14 protein-coding genes are annotated in these 13,962 nt (G+C 72.1%); 7 read left to right on the plus strand and 7 right to left on the minus strand.

All coding sequences use genetic code 11. The annotated features are described in order from the left end of the window. Positions 1 to 333: 333 nt before the first annotated feature. Entirely contained in the window at positions 334 to 978 is a 645-nt protein-coding gene (locus D7147_RS23450; protein WP_120681244.1) for a hypothetical protein, read from the minus strand. 254 nt (positions 979 to 1,232) lie between these two features. Here D7147_RS23450 and D7147_RS23455 point away from each other — a divergent pair, with 254 nt between their 5' ends. After that, positions 1,233 to 2,222, plus strand: coding sequence for a DUF4331 family protein (locus tag D7147_RS23455; protein ID WP_120681246.1), 990 nt, complete (start codon positions 1,233 to 1,235; stop codon positions 2,220 to 2,222). Positions 2,223 to 2,243: 21 nt separating this feature from the next. Here D7147_RS23455 and D7147_RS23460 read toward each other — a convergent pair whose 3' ends face one another. Both D7147_RS23460 and trmB read right to left on the minus strand, forming a co-directional pair. After that, a complete protein-coding gene (locus tag D7147_RS23460; RefSeq protein WP_120681248.1) occupies positions 2,244 to 4,748 on the minus strand; it encodes a DEAD/DEAH box helicase in 2,505 nt (834 codons plus the stop codon). 106 nt (positions 4,749 to 4,854) lie between these two features. After that, entirely contained in the window at positions 4,855 to 5,484 is a 630-nt protein-coding gene (gene trmB / locus D7147_RS23465; protein WP_233563388.1) for a tRNA (guanosine(46)-N7)-methyltransferase TrmB, read from the minus strand. 222 nt (positions 5,485 to 5,706) lie between these two features. Here trmB and D7147_RS23470 point away from each other — a divergent pair, with 222 nt between their 5' ends. Both D7147_RS23470 and D7147_RS23475 read left to right on the plus strand, forming a co-directional pair. Then, positions 5,707 to 6,324 carry a hypothetical protein gene (locus D7147_RS23470; RefSeq protein WP_120681250.1) on the plus strand — a complete coding sequence of 206 codons (618 nt, stop codon included), beginning with the start codon at positions 5,707 to 5,709 and terminating at the stop codon, positions 6,322 to 6,324. Between the two features lie 5 nt (positions 6,325 to 6,329). After that, positions 6,330 to 7,112: a class F sortase gene (locus D7147_RS23475; protein ID WP_120681252.1), complete on the plus strand. Its 783-nt coding sequence runs from the start codon at positions 6,330 to 6,332 to the stop codon at positions 7,110 to 7,112. Between the two features lie 113 nt (positions 7,113 to 7,225). Here D7147_RS23475 and D7147_RS23480 read toward each other — a convergent pair whose 3' ends face one another. The 3 genes from D7147_RS23480 to D7147_RS23490 all read right to left on the minus strand — a co-directional run bounded on the left by D7147_RS23480 (position 7,226) and on the right by D7147_RS23490 (position 9,359). Next, positions 7,226 to 7,522 carry an antibiotic biosynthesis monooxygenase family protein gene (locus tag D7147_RS23480; protein ID WP_120681254.1) on the minus strand — a complete coding sequence of 99 codons (297 nt, stop codon included), beginning with the start codon at positions 7,520 to 7,522 and terminating at the stop codon, positions 7,226 to 7,228. Between the two features lie 18 nt (positions 7,523 to 7,540). Next, positions 7,541 to 8,338, minus strand: a complete 798-nt coding sequence (locus tag D7147_RS23485) for an exodeoxyribonuclease III (RefSeq protein ID WP_120681256.1) — start codon at positions 8,336 to 8,338, stop codon at positions 7,541 to 7,543. Between the two features lie 103 nt (positions 8,339 to 8,441). Beyond that, positions 8,442 to 9,359: a proteasome assembly chaperone family protein gene (locus tag D7147_RS23490; protein ID WP_120681259.1), complete on the minus strand. Its 918-nt coding sequence runs from the start codon at positions 9,357 to 9,359 to the stop codon at positions 8,442 to 8,444. A gap of 422 nt (positions 9,360 to 9,781) precedes the next feature. Here D7147_RS23490 and D7147_RS23495 point away from each other — a divergent pair, with 422 nt between their 5' ends. The 3 genes from D7147_RS23495 (at position 9,782) to D7147_RS23500 (ending at position 11,752) form a co-directional block, all read left to right on the plus strand. Beyond that, positions 9,782 to 10,705: a peptidase M23 gene (locus D7147_RS23495; RefSeq protein WP_120681261.1), complete on the plus strand. Its 924-nt coding sequence runs from the start codon at positions 9,782 to 9,784 to the stop codon at positions 10,703 to 10,705. Positions 10,706 to 10,806: 101 nt separating this feature from the next. Next, complete coding sequence (locus D7147_RS32755; protein WP_165947335.1) at positions 10,807 to 10,953, plus strand: hypothetical protein; 147 nt, start codon at positions 10,807 to 10,809, stop codon at positions 10,951 to 10,953. 46 nt (positions 10,954 to 10,999) lie between these two features. Continuing rightward, on the plus strand, positions 11,000 to 11,752 hold the full coding sequence (locus D7147_RS23500; protein WP_199734252.1) for an EcsC family protein: 753 nt from the start codon (positions 11,000 to 11,002) through the stop codon (positions 11,750 to 11,752). 58 nt (positions 11,753 to 11,810) lie between these two features. On the opposite strand, the gene D7147_RS23505 is transcribed toward D7147_RS23500, so the two are convergent. Then, complete coding sequence (locus D7147_RS23505) at positions 11,811 to 12,662, minus strand: GDSL-type esterase/lipase family protein (protein WP_120681263.1); 852 nt, start codon at positions 12,660 to 12,662, stop codon at positions 11,811 to 11,813. Between the two features lie 337 nt (positions 12,663 to 12,999). Here D7147_RS23505 and D7147_RS23510 point away from each other — a divergent pair, with 337 nt between their 5' ends. Next, the gene (locus D7147_RS23510; protein ID WP_120681265.1) at positions 13,000 to 13,869 is read left to right on the plus strand and encodes an LLM class F420-dependent oxidoreductase; all 870 of its coding nucleotides are present in this window, start codon (positions 13,000 to 13,002) and stop codon (positions 13,867 to 13,869) included. Positions 13,870 to 13,962: the final 93 nt, after the last annotated feature.

The raw sequence follows: 13,962 nt of genomic DNA on the forward strand, positions 1-13,962 counted from the left end.
GTGTGGTGCGACACCGCCAGCTGAGCGTCGGCGTAGACGTCCCGGAAGAGGGGTCGCCAAGCCCTACTGCGCAGTTCGGCCCGGGTCAGGAGACCCCGGGCGATGGCGTCGGATCCGCGGAAGACACGCCCCCGCAGCGGAAGTGGGCGACGAGGTGAGACGGGCATGGCGCCACTGTGAACGTCAGGCACGCTCCCACGCAGACCCTGTGGATAACCCTCAAGTCGCGGCCACGCTTTCACGGAAAGAGTGGCTATTCGGCGGGGAACAGCCACTCTTTCCGTGAACGAGCGCGCGTGGCGGGGCGGGGGAGTGGGGGCGTGGGGGTGGGGGTTAGGCGGCGGTGGACCAGAGGGAGCGGAAGGCGGCGGCCTCGCCGGCGAGCCAGCGTTCGACCTGGTCGGGCTTGACGCCGTCGGGCATCCGGTGCGCCAGACCACGCCGTACGTCGACCAGGACCGGCTCGGCGTGCGGCAGCACGGCGTCCATGTGCCGGGCCATCAGGTGCAGTGTGGCGAGCACCGTCTCCTCGCTCGGCGGGGTCTCGTCGAAGTGCAGGCGGACCGCCTCGACGCTCCCGTCGGCGTGCCGTACGCCGAAGTGGGGGTTGATCTTGACGGGCAGGTCGCCGAGCATGGCGAGGGCGTCGCGGGTCTGGGCCAGGTCGATCGAGGCGGGCTCGCCGAGGGAGTGCAGCCAGGCGGTCGCGCCCGGTACGAGCGCCTGGTAGAGCGGACGCCAGCGGGGCTTGACCTGGTCGGCCACCTGGTCGAGGTGGGTGCCGCCGGTGTGGAAGGCGATGTCGGCCTTGAGCGCCTTGACGAACTGGCCGTGCGGGTTGAAGCCGTGCCGGCTCGCCCGCTGCTTGCGCAGGCCCCCGACGAAGGTGGCCTTCGTGGGGCCGGTGCGGTCGACGTAGCGGGTGAAGCCGAGCAGTGTCGCGTACGGGGTGAGGGGGGTGGAGGTGGGCGCGGTCACGGGCGTCCTCCCAGCTCAGCAGCCGTGATTAGTACATACATTCTAATCGACGGGGCTGACATCGCCCACCGGACGAAAAGGGGCGGACCAGACCCTTCACTCGGTCGGGCGCGAGTACCTGAATCGCCTGTGGGTGGACCTCGGCCTCACTAGCGTCCCGTCGTGAGCAGACCGAGCAGCCGGTGCCCAGCGGCGGCGGGCGCTGCCGGAGTTTCCCCGTGACCGACACCCCGCCCTGACCGTCGAGGAGCATCATGTCCAACCACTTCAGCGCCGACAACCTGGGATTTCCCGGTGACGACCGCCGCCTCGAACTCACCGACCTGTACGTCTTCACCTCGATGGAGGATCCCGGCCGGACGATCCTGATCATCGATGCGAATCCGACGGTCGCCCCGCCTCCGGTGCCGCCGGCCACCACCGGCCCGGAGTTCTGTCCCGACGCGGTCTACCGGATCAACATCGACACCGACGGCGACGCACACGCCGACCTCGCTTTCACCTTCACCTTCTCCGAGTACGCCAACGGCAGCCAGACGGGGACCGCCTGGTACGCCACCGGGGCCGACGCCCGCCAGCCCGAGCCCGCCGGCCGGGTGCTCGCCGAGTCCTTCCCGGTCAGCTTCGACGGCACGGTCCAGCCCGTCCTCATCGACGAACCGGGTCCGATCCGGTTCTGTGCCGGGCTGCGCAGCGACCCGTTCTTCGCCGACGTCGAGGGCGCCCTGCACGGGTTGAAATGGACCGGGAACGACGACTTCGCCAACAACAACGTCGACAGCATCGCGCTGGACGTACCCTCCGACCTGCTCGGCGGCACGACGATCGGGGTGTGGGCCTCGATCAGCCGGCGCCGCGACGGCAAGCTGGAGCAGATGGACCGCGGTGGAAACCCGACCATCAACCCGTTCGTCAATCCCGACGGCGAGAAGAACCGGTACAACTCCCGTCAGCCCGCCGACGACGTGGCGAACTACCTGGGCCCGTGGTCCCAGCTGCTGGAGCAGGGTGGCTACTCGCCGGAGGAGGCCAGGAAGACCGCCCTCCAGTGCCTACCCGACATCCTGCAGTACGACCGGAGCCGGCCCGCTTCCTATCCCAACGGTCGGGCGCTCGTCGACGACGTCTTCAGCTACCGCTTCGCCTGGCTCTCCAACGGCAAGGTCCCGCCGACCGGGCTCCAGCCGCACGACGACATGCTGCCCCACTTCCCCTACCTCGGGCCGCCCAACCCCCTGCCGTGACCCGCTTCCTGCGGGCGGAGTTCAGAGCTGCCCGACGGAGGTGATCCGGACGACCGCCTCGCCGGCCTCGTCCGACGCGGCCAGGTCGACCTCGGCGGTGATGCCCCAGTCGTGATCGCCGTCGGGGTCGTCCAGGATCTGCCGGACCGTCCACCGCTCCCGGCCCTGCTCGATCATGAGCAGCGCCGGACCGCGGGCGTCCGGCCCGGTGCCGATGGCGTCGTACGTGTCGAAGTACGGCTCCAGCGCGTCCGCCCAGGCGTCGGCGTGCCAGCCGTGGCCGCCGTCGAGCTCCCCGAGCAGGTCCCAGCGGCGCAGGGCGGCCAGCTCCACCCGGCGGAACAGCGCGTTGCGCACCAGCACCCGGAACGCCCGCGCGTTGTGGGTCACCGCCGCGGGCCGGTCGTCGAGCGAGGCGGCGACCTCCTCGACGTCGGACGGGTTACGCAGCCGCTCCCACTCGTCGATGAGGCTGGAGTCCACCTGCCGGACCAGTTCGCCGAGCCACTCGATGAGGTCGATCAGCTCCTCGGTCTTGGCGTCCTCGGGGACGGTCTGCCGCAGCGTCTTGTACGCGTCCGCGAGGTAGCGCAGGACGAGCCCCTCGGAGCGGGACAGCCCGTAGAACTGGACGTACTCGGAGAAGGTCATCGCGCGCTCGTACATGTCCCGCACGACCGACTTGGGGGAGAGCTGGTGGTCGGCCACCCACGGGTGCCCCTGCCGGTACATCTCGTACGCCGACTCCAGCAGCTCGGCGAGGGGCTTGGGCCAGGTGACCTCGTCGAGCAGTTCGAGGCGGGCCTCGTACTCGATCCCCTCGGCCTTCATCGCGGCGACCGCCTCGCCCCGGGCCTTGAACTGCTGGGCGGAGAGCACCTGGCGCGGGTCGTCGAGGATCGACTCGATCACCGACAGCACGTCGAGCGGGTACGACGGGGACTCCCGGTCCAGCAGCTCGACGGTGGCCAGGGCCAGCGGCGAGAGCGGCTGGTTGAGCGCGAAGTCGAGCTGGAGGTCGACGGTGAGCCGGACCCGCCGGCCGGTCTCGTCCGGCTCGGCCAGCTCCTCGACCACGCCACCGGCGCGCAGCGCCCGGTAGATGGCGATCGCCCGGCGGATGTGCCGACGCTGCGCGGCCCGGTCCTCGTGGTTGTCGGTGAGCAGGTGCCGCATCGCGGAGAACGCGTCACCGGGCCGCCCGATGACGTTGAGCAGCATCGAGTGGCTGACCTGGAAGCTGGAGGTGAGCGGCTCCGGCTCGGCCTCGACGAGGCGCTGGAAGGTCGCCTCACCCCAGCCGATCGACCCCTCCGGCGGCTTCTTCTTGACCACCTTGCGCCGCTTCTTCGGGTCGTCGCCCGCCTTGGCCAGGGCCTTCTCGTTGTCGATCACGTGCTCCGGGGCCTGCACCACCACCCGGCCGATCGTGTCGAAGCCGGCCCGACCGGCGCGCCCGGCGATCTGGTGGAACTCGCGGGCCTTGAGCAGCCGGGTGCGCGTCCCGTCGTATTTCGACAGGCCGGTGAAGAGCACGGTGCGGATCGGCACGTTGATGCCGACCCCGAGGGTGTCGGTGCCGCAGATGACCTTGAGCAGCCCGGCCTGGGCGAGGGTCTCGACGAGTCGGCGGTACTTGGGCAGCATGCCCGCGTGGTGCACGCCGATGCCGTGGCGCACCAGCCGGGACAGGGTCTTGCCGAAGCCGGAGGTGAACCGGAAGTTCCCGATGGCCTGGGCGATCATGTCCTTCTCGGCGCGGGTGGAGACGTTGACGCTCATCAGCGCCTGGGCGCGCTCCAGGGCGGCGGCCTGGGTGAAGTGCACGACGTAGACCGGGGCCTGCTTCGTCTCCAGCAGCTCCTCGAGCGTCTCGTGCAGCGGCGTCATCGCGTACGAGAAGAGGAGCGGGACGGGCCGCTCGGCCGAGCGGACGACGGCGGTCGGCCGCCCGTTACGCCGGGTCAGGTCGTCGACGAAACGGGTGGTGTCGCCGAGGGTGGCCGACATCAGGATGAACTGTGCCTGGGGCAGCTCGATGAGCGGCACCTGCCAGGCCCAGCCGCGGTCGGGTTCGGCGTAGAAGTGGAACTCGTCCATGACCACCTGGCCGACGTCGGCCCGGCTGCCCTCGCGCAGTGCGAGGTTCGCCAGGATCTCCGCGGTGCAGCAGATGATCGGGGCGTCGGCGTTGACGCTGGCGTCGCCGGTGAGCATGCCGACGTTCTCGGCGCCGAAGACCTCGCAGAGGGCGAAGAACTTCTCCGAGACCAGCGCCTTGATCGGCGCGGTGTAGAAGGTCGTCCGGTCGTCGGCCAGGGCCGCGAAGTGCGCCGCGATCGCGACCAGGCTCTTACCGGAGCCGGTCGGCGTATTCATGATCACGTTGGCCCCGGAGACGATCTCGATGACCGCCTCCTCCTGGTGGGGGTAGAGGTCGAGACCGCGCTCCTTGGCCCAGCCGGCGAACGCGTCGTAGAGGGTGTCGGGGTCGGCGGTCGCGGGCAGCGCGGCGGTGAGCGTCATAACCCGTCAATGGTGCCTGGATCATGGTGCTCTCCGCCAACCGGGGTGACGGATCATCAGAAAGTGACGCTCGTCCCCGGCGGTCTCCTCGGCGGCGTCGGTCTGCTCAGCGGCGGCGGTAGATCAGGTCGGCGACAGGGCGGTCGGCCACCAGGGCGCGCCGTTCGAACTTCGTCACCGGCCGGTGCGCCGGGCGCGGCGCGAAGCCCCCGTGCGGGTTGACCAGCTCCGGGTCGGCGTCGAGCGTCTCCCGCATCGCCTCGGCGTACTCGGCCCAGTCGGTGGCGCAGTGCAGGACGCCGCCGGACGTCAGCCGGTCGCGCAGCAGGGCCACGTGGGTCGGCTGGATCAGCCGTCGCTTGTGGTGCCGCGACTTCGGCCACGGGTCGGGGAAGAAGACGTGCACCGCGTCGAGCGAGCCGGGCGGCAGCCGGCGGGCCAGCTCCAGGGCGTCACCCTGCGCCACCCGCACATTGCGCAGACCGTGCCGCTCCACGAGGTCGAGGAGGTTGGCGATTCCCGGCGTGTGCACCTCGACCGCCAGATAATCTCGATCCGGGTCGGCGGAGGCCATCGCCGCAGTGGTGTCGCCCATGCCCGATCCGATCTCCAGCACCACGGGCGCCGTCCGGCCGAAGAGGCCGGCCAAGTCGATCGGGGCGCCCGGTCCGTCCGGCACGTCCAGGCCGTACGCCGTGAAGAGCCGGTCCAGCGCGTCGGTCTGCCGGCCACTCATCCGGCCCCGTCGCGGATGGAAGGTACGGATCGTCCGGGCGGGTGGACGCGGCGTGGCGCGTGCGGGGTCATGGTCGATGGAGGTCACAGCGATCCGAGCCTACGCGACCATCCCGCCGGATCCGATGTGATGTTCGCCCAGGAATGAGAGGATCCATCTCGTACGGCAGTCCGGGCAGCCCGCGTCTGTCCGGCCACCCGGCGTCGGGAGGAGGCATCGCGCATGACCCGCGGTGAATTCGTCCTGTCGGCCATGATCGCCGGCCTGCTGCTGGTGGTGGCGGCCGGACGGGAGGCGGCCGTCGAAGGCCCGCCGAGCCAGGTGCTCGCCTCACCGGCCGCCTACTCGCAGGCCGCTCCCGAGCCCAGCGCGTCGGAGCAGCCGGACCCGGTCGCCGCACCCCAGCCGAACCCGATCGTGGACGTCTTCGTGGAGGTCAGCCCGAGCACCGTCCAGCCGGGCTTCCTGGTCGGCGTCAAGGCCAGCTGCCGCGACAATTCGGTCCCCGCGATCGTGGTGTCGGACGCGTTCGGTCGCGTCCAGGTGCAGCCGCAGCGGGGGTTGCTCACCGCCGCGCCGATGGTGCGCGAGCGCACCCGTCCCGGCAACTACCGCGTCAAGCTCGAGTGCCGCGACGGCGAGACCGCCTCGACGATGCTCCAGGTGGTGAAGTCGGTGAAGCCGAGCCGGGGCCCGGCCACCGGGTTCGGCGGCACCGCGGGCGGCTTCACCGGTGGTCTGCTGGTGCCGCTCGGGGTGGCGCTGGCCGTTGCCGGGCTGGTCGTCGCCCTCTTCGCGCTGCGCCGGCCGCGTGCCGTGCGCGGCTCCGGCCGAGGCTGAGACCGATGCCGGCCCAGCGCCCCGCCCCTCGCCCGCCGGTCGGATCACCGGCCGACCGTTCGGCGCTCGCCCAACGGGTCTCCATCACCCACGCGATCACCGCGCAGCCGCCCCCGCCGGTGCGCCCCGCTGCCGGCCGGGGCACCGGCGGTCGGCCCCGGCGGCCCCGGCGCTCGCCCTGGACCCTGCCGCTGGCCATCGTGCTGGTGCTGGCCGGTGTCTTCGCCACCGGCGTGGGGCTGGGCCGTTCGGCCGACCCCCTGGAGTGGACCGCGGGCGGCGGGGACCGGTCGGCGAGCAACGACAGCGCCGCGCTGCGGGCGAGCCGGCCGGTGAGTCTCTCGATGCCGACGATCAACGTCTCCGCGCCGGTGGCGCCGGTCGGGCAGGCCCGGGACGGCTCGATCGGCGTGCCGCCGTTGGAGCGGCACAACGAGACCGGCTGGTACGACCAGGGGCCCACCCCCGGCGAGCCCGGACCGGCGGTGATCGTCGGTCACGTGGACACCAAGGAGGGCCCGTCGGTCTTCTACGACCTGGGCAAGCTGAAGCCGGGTGACACCGTCCAGGTGGCGCGGGCGGACGGGTCGGTGGTGGTGTTCCGGGTCGACTCGGTGGAGCGTTTCCCGAAGGACCACCTGCCGGCCGACCGGGTCTACGGCCACGAGGGCCCGCCCGGACTGCGGTTGATCACGTGCGGCGGCGAGTTCGTGGGCGGCCGCGAGGGCTACGCCGACAACGTCATCGCCTTCGCCTCCCTCGTCGCCGCCCACCCCTCGCCCAGCTGACCCCACCCGGGCCTTCCCCGGCCGCCCGCCCTCGACGCGTTGATCATGAACTTATTGCCCGGTGGAGCGCTTCCAGGGAGCAACAACTTCATGATCAACCGAAGTGGAGGGGGTCAGGGGACCTGCTGGACGACCTCGAACTCCAGCAGGTTGGCGCCGGTGGAGACCGGGCGCTGCTGCCCGCCGTGCGCGGCGCGGGCGGGGCCGGCGGCCCAGGCCTGGTAGGCCTCCTCCGACTCCCACTTCGTGTAGACGAAGTAGCGGCTCTCCCCGGCGACCGGCCGGAGCAGCTCGAAGCCGAGGAACCCGGGGGAGTTCTCCACGGCGCCGGCCCGCGCCGCGAAGCGCTTCTCCAGCTCCGCACCGGCACCGGGCGGGACGTCGATTGCGTTGATCTTCACAACTGCCATGGCCCCACCCTAACCACCTCAGAACGCCTCGACCGCCGGCACCAGGTCGGCGTCGACGACGATCGGCGCGTGGTCGGAGGGGCCCTTGCCCTTGCGCGCCTCCCGGTCCACGTACGCGGAGCTGACCGTCCGGGCGAACGGCGCCGAGGCGTACACCAGGTCGATCCGCATGCCCTTGTTCTGGTGGAACATGCCGGCCCGGTAGTCCCAGTAGGTGAACGGGTGCGGCCCCTTCATGGGGGTGGGGACCACGTCGACCAGACCGAGGTCGCGCAGCGCGGCCAGCGCCGCGCGCTCGGCCGGCGTGACGTGGGTCGAGTGGACGAAGACGGCCGGGTCCCAGACGTCGGCGTCGGTCGGGGCCACGTTGAAGTCCCCGCAGACGGCCAGCGGCAGCCCCCGGGCGAGCTCCTCCTCCAGCGCGTCGCGCAAAGCGGCGAACCAGGCCAGCTTGTACGCGTAGTGCGGGTCGTCCGGCGTCCGCCCGTTCGGCACGTAGACCGACCAGACGCGCAGCCCGTCGCAGGTGGCCGAGATGGCGCGAGCCTCGGGCTCGGGGAACCCCGGCTCCCCGGGGAACCCGACCGTCACGTCGACCAGTCCGACCCGGGAGAGCAGGGCCACCCCGTTCCACCGGCCGTCGCTGTGGCTCGCCACGGTGTAGCCCAGCTCGCCCACCTCCGCCACCGGGAACGCGCCGTCCGGGCACTTGGTCTCCTGGAGGCAGACCACGTCCGGCGCGGTGCTGTCGAGCCAGTCGAGCAGCCGGGGAAGCCGGGCCTTCACCGAGTTCACGTTCCAGGTCGCCAGGCGCATGCCCCCAGCCTGCCGCATCAGCGGCCGGTACGCCGTCTCGGCGTACCGGGTGTCGCGCTTCGCGGGGACGCCGCCGCCCGCGAGGAGCGCGCGCCCGTGGTCGTCAGTTCCCGCCGTCGTTCGGGCGGCTCTGCTCGGCCAGGAAGCGCTCCAGCTCGGCAGCCAGCTCCTCGGCCGACGGCAGCGAGCCCAGCTCGGGCGCGAGCAGGTTCTTCTCGCCCCGGCCCCGGGCGAACGCGTCGTACTGCTCTTCGAGCGCCTGCACGAGAGCGGCGGCGTCCTCGGTCTGTGCGACCTGCCGGTCGATCTCGACCCGGACCACCTCGGCGGACGAGCGCAGCTCGTCGTTGGGCAGCAGCAGTCCGGTGGCGCGGGAGACCGAGGTGAGCAGCACCTCCGCGGCGGCCGGGTACTCGGCCTGCGCGACGTAGTGCGGCACGTGGGCCGCGAAGCCGACCGCGTCGCGCCCCATCTCGCCGAGGCGGAACTCGAGCAGGTGGCCGACGCTCGCCGGCACCTGCACCCGCTGCAGCCACGGCTCGTGCCCGGAGATCAGCTCGGGGCGGGTGGCGTGCGCGGTCACCCCGGTCGGCCGGGTGTGCGGCACCGCCATCGGGATCGAGTTGAGCCCGACGGTGAGCCGGACGTCCAGCCGGGCGGTGAGCCCCGCGACGGCGGCCACGAAACGCTCCCACTGCACGTCCGGCTCCGGGCCGGTGAGCAGCAGGAACGGGGTCTCGTCGTCGTCGCGCAGCAGGTGCAGCTCGAGCTTCGGCGCGTCGTACGACTCCCAGTGGTCCTCGACGAAGGTCATGATCGGTCGGCGGGAGCGGTAGTCGAAGAGCTGGTCGAGGTCGAAGGTCGCGATCGTGCGGGCGTCCAGCGAGGTGAGCAGCTGCTCGCGGGCGAGCCGGCTGGCGTTTCCGGCGTCGACGAAGCCGGTCAGGGCCTGGATCAGGACTGGCTGACCGAGGTCGGGCAGATCGTCGGTGAGCTCGTAGAGCTCGTGTGGGTCGAGCACCGGTGCGGACCTCCCTGAAATGGTGCCTACGGAGCGCCGTCGCGTGCACGACGCCCGGTTCCGGCAACGTACCCGCCATCCTGATGCATTCCTTCGCCGGGCGGTCCGTTCTCAGTGAGTGATCAGGATCAGGCGAATCGCCGCATTCCGCCGGGCGTCGGGGGCTGTCGCGCCCGTTCGGCCGAGGGTGACATGGGCTGAACAGCCGAGTTTGGTGATCTTGCGTCCGAGGGTGGACGACTGCCCCGCTTCCGGCCGGGCCGGGCCCGACTGAGTGGACCGACCGGTTCGTCCCGGCCGCGAGGTCCGTTCATCGACGACCCGCCGGCTCCCCGGCTGTCCACCACGCCACCCCCAATCTGTGGCGAGGGCCACGAGATCACGTTGGGTAATCAACGGGTACGCCTGCCTAGCCTCGGCTGATGCGTGACGACGGCACCCTCGACGAACCGAACGCCCCCCTCGATCCGATTGTTCGTACGGACGACAGGGCATCGGCCGAACGGACGATGATGCTGCGGCGCCTCCGAGCCGCTGCCCCCGCTCTCTCGACCGCTGCCAGGTACGCGGGACCACGCCTTCGGGGCGCCCGCGACCGGGCCCGACAGCTCGCGACGACACCCGGGCGGGCCCGGATCGTGCTCGCCACGGGCGTGCTGTGCTGCCTCGGCCTGGCGACGTACGCCCAGACCAACGACGAGACCGCGGGCGTGGTGGCCCGGGTCGACCCGCTCGCCGCCCACTCCCAGCTGGTCCAGCGGGCCGAGCAGGAGCACGCCTCCCGCTCCCTCGACCGGTCGCCGAGCGCCCAGGCCGCGGCGCCCACCACGGCGGCGCCGAGCGCGTCCACCGGGCCGGACGCCGACCCGGACGTGCGGGCGAAGAAGAAGCCGGCGGAGCCGGCGCCGGTGGCGGGGCTGACCCGGACCCAGATGAGGAACGCCGAGGTCATCGTGCGGACCGGCCGGGACATGGGCGTGCCGCGCCGGGGGCTGGTGATCGCGGTGGCCACCGCGATGCAGGAGAGCAACCTGTACAACCTCGCGAGCGGGGTGATCCCCGAGTCGCAGCGCCACCCGCACCAGGGGCTCGGCTGGGACCACGACTCGGTCGGACTCTTCCAGCAGCGGTCGAGCAGCGGCTGGGGGTCGGTGGACCGGCTGATGGACCCCGAGTTCGCCACCCGGCAGTTCCTCGGCGCGCTGGAGCAGGTCCCGGGCTGGCAGCAGATGCGCCTCACCGACGCCGCCCAGGCCGTGCAGGTGTCGGCGTACCCGGACCACTACGCGAAGCACGAGTGGCGGGCGAGCGAGGTCGTCGACGCCGTCCTCTCGACGGGGCGGTAGTCTGCGCCCACAGTGGACGGTTGATTGCCGGGGCATCCCGGGTACATCCGTTGTCGGTTCCGGGTACACATGAGTGAGGGCTCACCGACAGGAGGACCGAGATGTCTTTGATGCAGCGGATCAGCACCTTCCTGCGCTCACCGAAGGGGCAGCAGCTCGTCGCGCGCGGCCGACGCGAGCTCGCCAAGCCGGAGAACCAGCGGAAACTGAGAGGGCTGGCGGCGAAGTTCTCCAACCGCCGCCGCTGACCCGTACCGGCCCCCGCATCGCCTGCGTCGACCCTCGGGAGTACCTGTGTCCGAACCCGTGCCCGCCGACGGCCAACCACCGACTCCCGCGCCGCAACCGCCCCCGCCGGCCGCCGCCGACCAGGAGATTCCCGAGGCGCCACCGGCCACGCTCTGGGACCGGATGCGGGACGACCCGCAGTACGCCCCGGAGCACCTGGCCCTGGAGGCGGTGCGCCGGCTCGGACCGGAGGCAGCGCAGTGGGCCGCGCGGGCCCGGGCGGAGCAGGCCGACGTCACCGCCGACCTGCTGGCCGAGCAGGCGGTACGCAAGTTCGTGAACCGGGCTCGGCTCTCCGGCGCGGTCTCCGGCGCGGCCGGGCTGCCCGGCGCGGTGATCGACATCGGCGTGCTCGCCTGGACCCAGGCCCGCATGGTGCTGCACGTCGCGGCGGCGTACGGCGTCGACCCGCTGCACACCGACCGCGCCACCGACCTGCTCGTCCTCCAGCGGGTGCACAAGGTCGCCGAGACCGCCCGGCTGGCGCTGGGGGTGGCCGCCGGCCGGGAGCGCGCGGGCGCGCTGTTCGGCACGGGTGGGCAGGGCCAGTTGGGCAAGGTCATGCTGCGGTTGGGCGTACGCCTGGCGCAGATGGCCGGGATGCGGGCCGCCAAGCGCGTCTTCGCCAAGCTCGTGCCCGGCGCGGCGATCGTCCTCGGCACCTGGGCGAACTCGTCCGCCACCAAGGATCTCGCCGAGCGCTCCCGGGCGCTCTACCGGCAACACGGGACCGTCGTCCCGGGCCCGCGTCGCGCCTGAGGGCGGGCTCCGGGTGGCGTCGGGTCGGCCAGGGCCCGACGCCACCGGCCAGGACGGGTCAGCCGGCGAGACCGGAGGCCTTCCAGGTCACGTCGGCGAGTCGGCTCTGACCTGCCGCGTTCGGATGGAACGAGTCCAGCGGGTTCACCAGGTCCAGCGTGAACCGCACCCGGTGCACCGCGCCGCCGTCGTACCGGCACCGTGACCCGTACGCCCGGCACGCCGCCGCCAGTTGGGTGTTGTAGGCGGTGATCCGGGCCCGGAAGGCGGCCCGGCGGGCCCGGTCGGCCGGGGCGTCCGACGCCGCTTCGGCCAGCAGGGCCGGGCAGACGCCGTGCCGCCAGGCCCGGAGCGCGCGCGAGTTCGTGTGCCCGACCTCCCACAGCCGGTACAGGTCGGGGATGCTCGCCACCAGCACCCGGGCCTTCGGGCGGCCGGCGCGCAGCGCGCGCAGCCCCCGGTCCACCTCGGTCCGGAACTGCCGCACCGGGGTCATGTCGTCGATGTCGGCCCGGCAGGCGTCGTTGGCGCCGATCAGCACCGTGACCTGGTCGACGCGGTCGCGTACCGCCGCGCGGGCCTGCTCCTCGAGCGCGGCGGCCCGGGCGCCGGGCCGGGCGTGGTTGTAGGCGCGTCCCCGCAGGTCCGGGTCGCGGTCCAGCAGGCGCCGGTAGAGGCTCTGCACCCGCAGCCCGTCACCTGTCGAGAAGGAGTTGCGCTCGCAGGAGGTGAGGAGCAGGCAGGAGCCGAAGCCGGTGCTGATCGAGTCGCCGAGCGCCGCGATACCGCCTGACCCGCCGGGCTGCGGGGTGCCCCGGGTCGGGCGGGGGCCGGCCTCGCCGCCGCCCTCGCAGGCGAGAGCGACCAGGGCCAGCAGGCAGGCGACGGCGGTGACCCAGCGGCGAGGCATGATTCCCCCGATGTGCGGCTCAGAGCGACGGCGCGGTAACTCTATGCGCAGGCCGGCTTTCGTCGGAGTGACGCTGTCGGCTATGTGGCACATCCCTGCCGCTGCCCGGATTGATGTGGTAGCTGCCCGGCCCGGCCGTGTGGAGCGCGCGTACGGTCGGCAATCCGGGTGACCCCACGGCAAGCTTGACCTCCTGCGCGCTCGAAGTGGAACGCTTGGTCGGTCACGTCGTGGACCGGGCGCCTGGTCGGTGTCCTCCGCGCCGTGGCCCGGTGTCGAGTCGTTCGTCGACACCGCGTCGTGCCCGGTCCACCCCCGCGACGAAAGAGCGTGTGTCGTGAAACTCGGCCTGCACTACTGGACCTACACCACCCCGCCGGAGCCGGAGCTGATTGCGCCCACCCTGGCCCGGACCGCGCAGGTCGCGGAGGCGGGTGGATTCGCCTCGTTCACCGTCATGGACCACTTCTTCCAGATGGAGGCCGTGGCTCGGGCCGACGAGCCGATGCTGGAGGCGTACACCACGCTCGGCTACGTGGCCGGCAAGACGGAGCGGATGACGCTCGGTGTGCTGGTCACCGGCGTCATGTACCGGTACCCGGGCCTGCTCGCCAAGATCGTCACCACTCTGGACGTGCTCTCCGGCGGTCGCGCCCGGCTCGGCGTCGGCGCCTCCTGGTACGAGCGGGAGCAGCGCGGTCTCGGCGTGCCGGTCGTGCCCATGGGGGAGCGCTTCGAGCGGCTCGAGGAGACGGTGCAGATCTGCCTACAGATGTGGAGCGAGGACAACGGTCCATACCAGGGGCGGCACTACCAGCTGACCGAGACGCTCTGCTCACCGGCTCCGCTGCGTCGGCCGCGCCCACCGATCATGATCGGCGGGAACGGGGAGAAGAAGACCCTCCTGTTGGTCGCCCGGTACGCCGACTCGTGCAACTTCTTCGGCACGAGCGTGGACGAGGCACGCCACAAGCTCGACGTGCTCCGGTCGCACTGCGAGGCCGAGGGGCGCGACTACGACAGCATCGAGAAGACCCTCTCGATGCAGGTTCACCCCTTGGACGACCCGGACGCCTTCCTCGCCGCCGTAGAGGAGTACGCCGCGCTCGGCGTGGCCGAGGTCCAGGTGACGCCGGACCGGCACCCGGTCGAGTTCGCCGAGCAGGTCGCCGAGCGGATCGCGCCGCGCCTCGCCGACATCGGCTGACGGGCGGCGAGGCGTCGCCCCGCGCTCGGCGCGCGGTCGCCCCGCCGCCGGACGAAGCCGGCCGTGCCGGTTAACCCCGTCCGTCCCCGGGTA

Source organism: Micromonospora musae, assembly GCF_003626545.1.
Taxonomy (GTDB): domain Bacteria; phylum Actinomycetota; class Actinomycetes; order Mycobacteriales; family Micromonosporaceae; genus Micromonospora; species Micromonospora musae.

Bases quoted from the DNA above. Each gene is read 5' to 3' on its own strand.
- D7147_RS23455 (WP_120681246.1), top strand. From the start codon at position 1,233: ATGTCCAACCACTTCAGCGCCGACAACCTGGGATTTCCCGGTGACGAC.
- D7147_RS23460 (WP_120681248.1), bottom strand. From the start codon at position 4,748: ATGACGCTCACCGCCGCGCTGCCCGCGACCGCCGACCCCGACACCCTC.
- trmB (WP_233563388.1), bottom strand. From the start codon at position 5,484: ATGAGTGGCCGGCAGACCGACGCGCTGGACCGGCTCTTCACGGCGTAC.
- D7147_RS23470 (WP_120681250.1), top strand. From the start codon at position 5,707: ATGACCCGCGGTGAATTCGTCCTGTCGGCCATGATCGCCGGCCTGCTG.
- D7147_RS23475 (WP_120681252.1), top strand. From the start codon at position 6,330: ATGCCGGCCCAGCGCCCCGCCCCTCGCCCGCCGGTCGGATCACCGGCC.
- D7147_RS23480 (WP_120681254.1), bottom strand. From the start codon at position 7,522: ATGGCAGTTGTGAAGATCAACGCAATCGACGTCCCGCCCGGTGCCGGT.
- D7147_RS23485 (WP_120681256.1), bottom strand. From the start codon at position 8,338: ATGCGCCTGGCGACCTGGAACGTGAACTCGGTGAAGGCCCGGCTTCCC.
- D7147_RS23495 (WP_120681261.1), top strand. From the start codon at position 9,782: ATGCGTGACGACGGCACCCTCGACGAACCGAACGCCCCCCTCGATCCG.
- D7147_RS32755 (WP_165947335.1), top strand. From the start codon at position 10,807: ATGTCTTTGATGCAGCGGATCAGCACCTTCCTGCGCTCACCGAAGGGG.
- D7147_RS23505 (WP_120681263.1), bottom strand. From the start codon at position 12,662: ATGCCTCGCCGCTGGGTCACCGCCGTCGCCTGCCTGCTGGCCCTGGTC.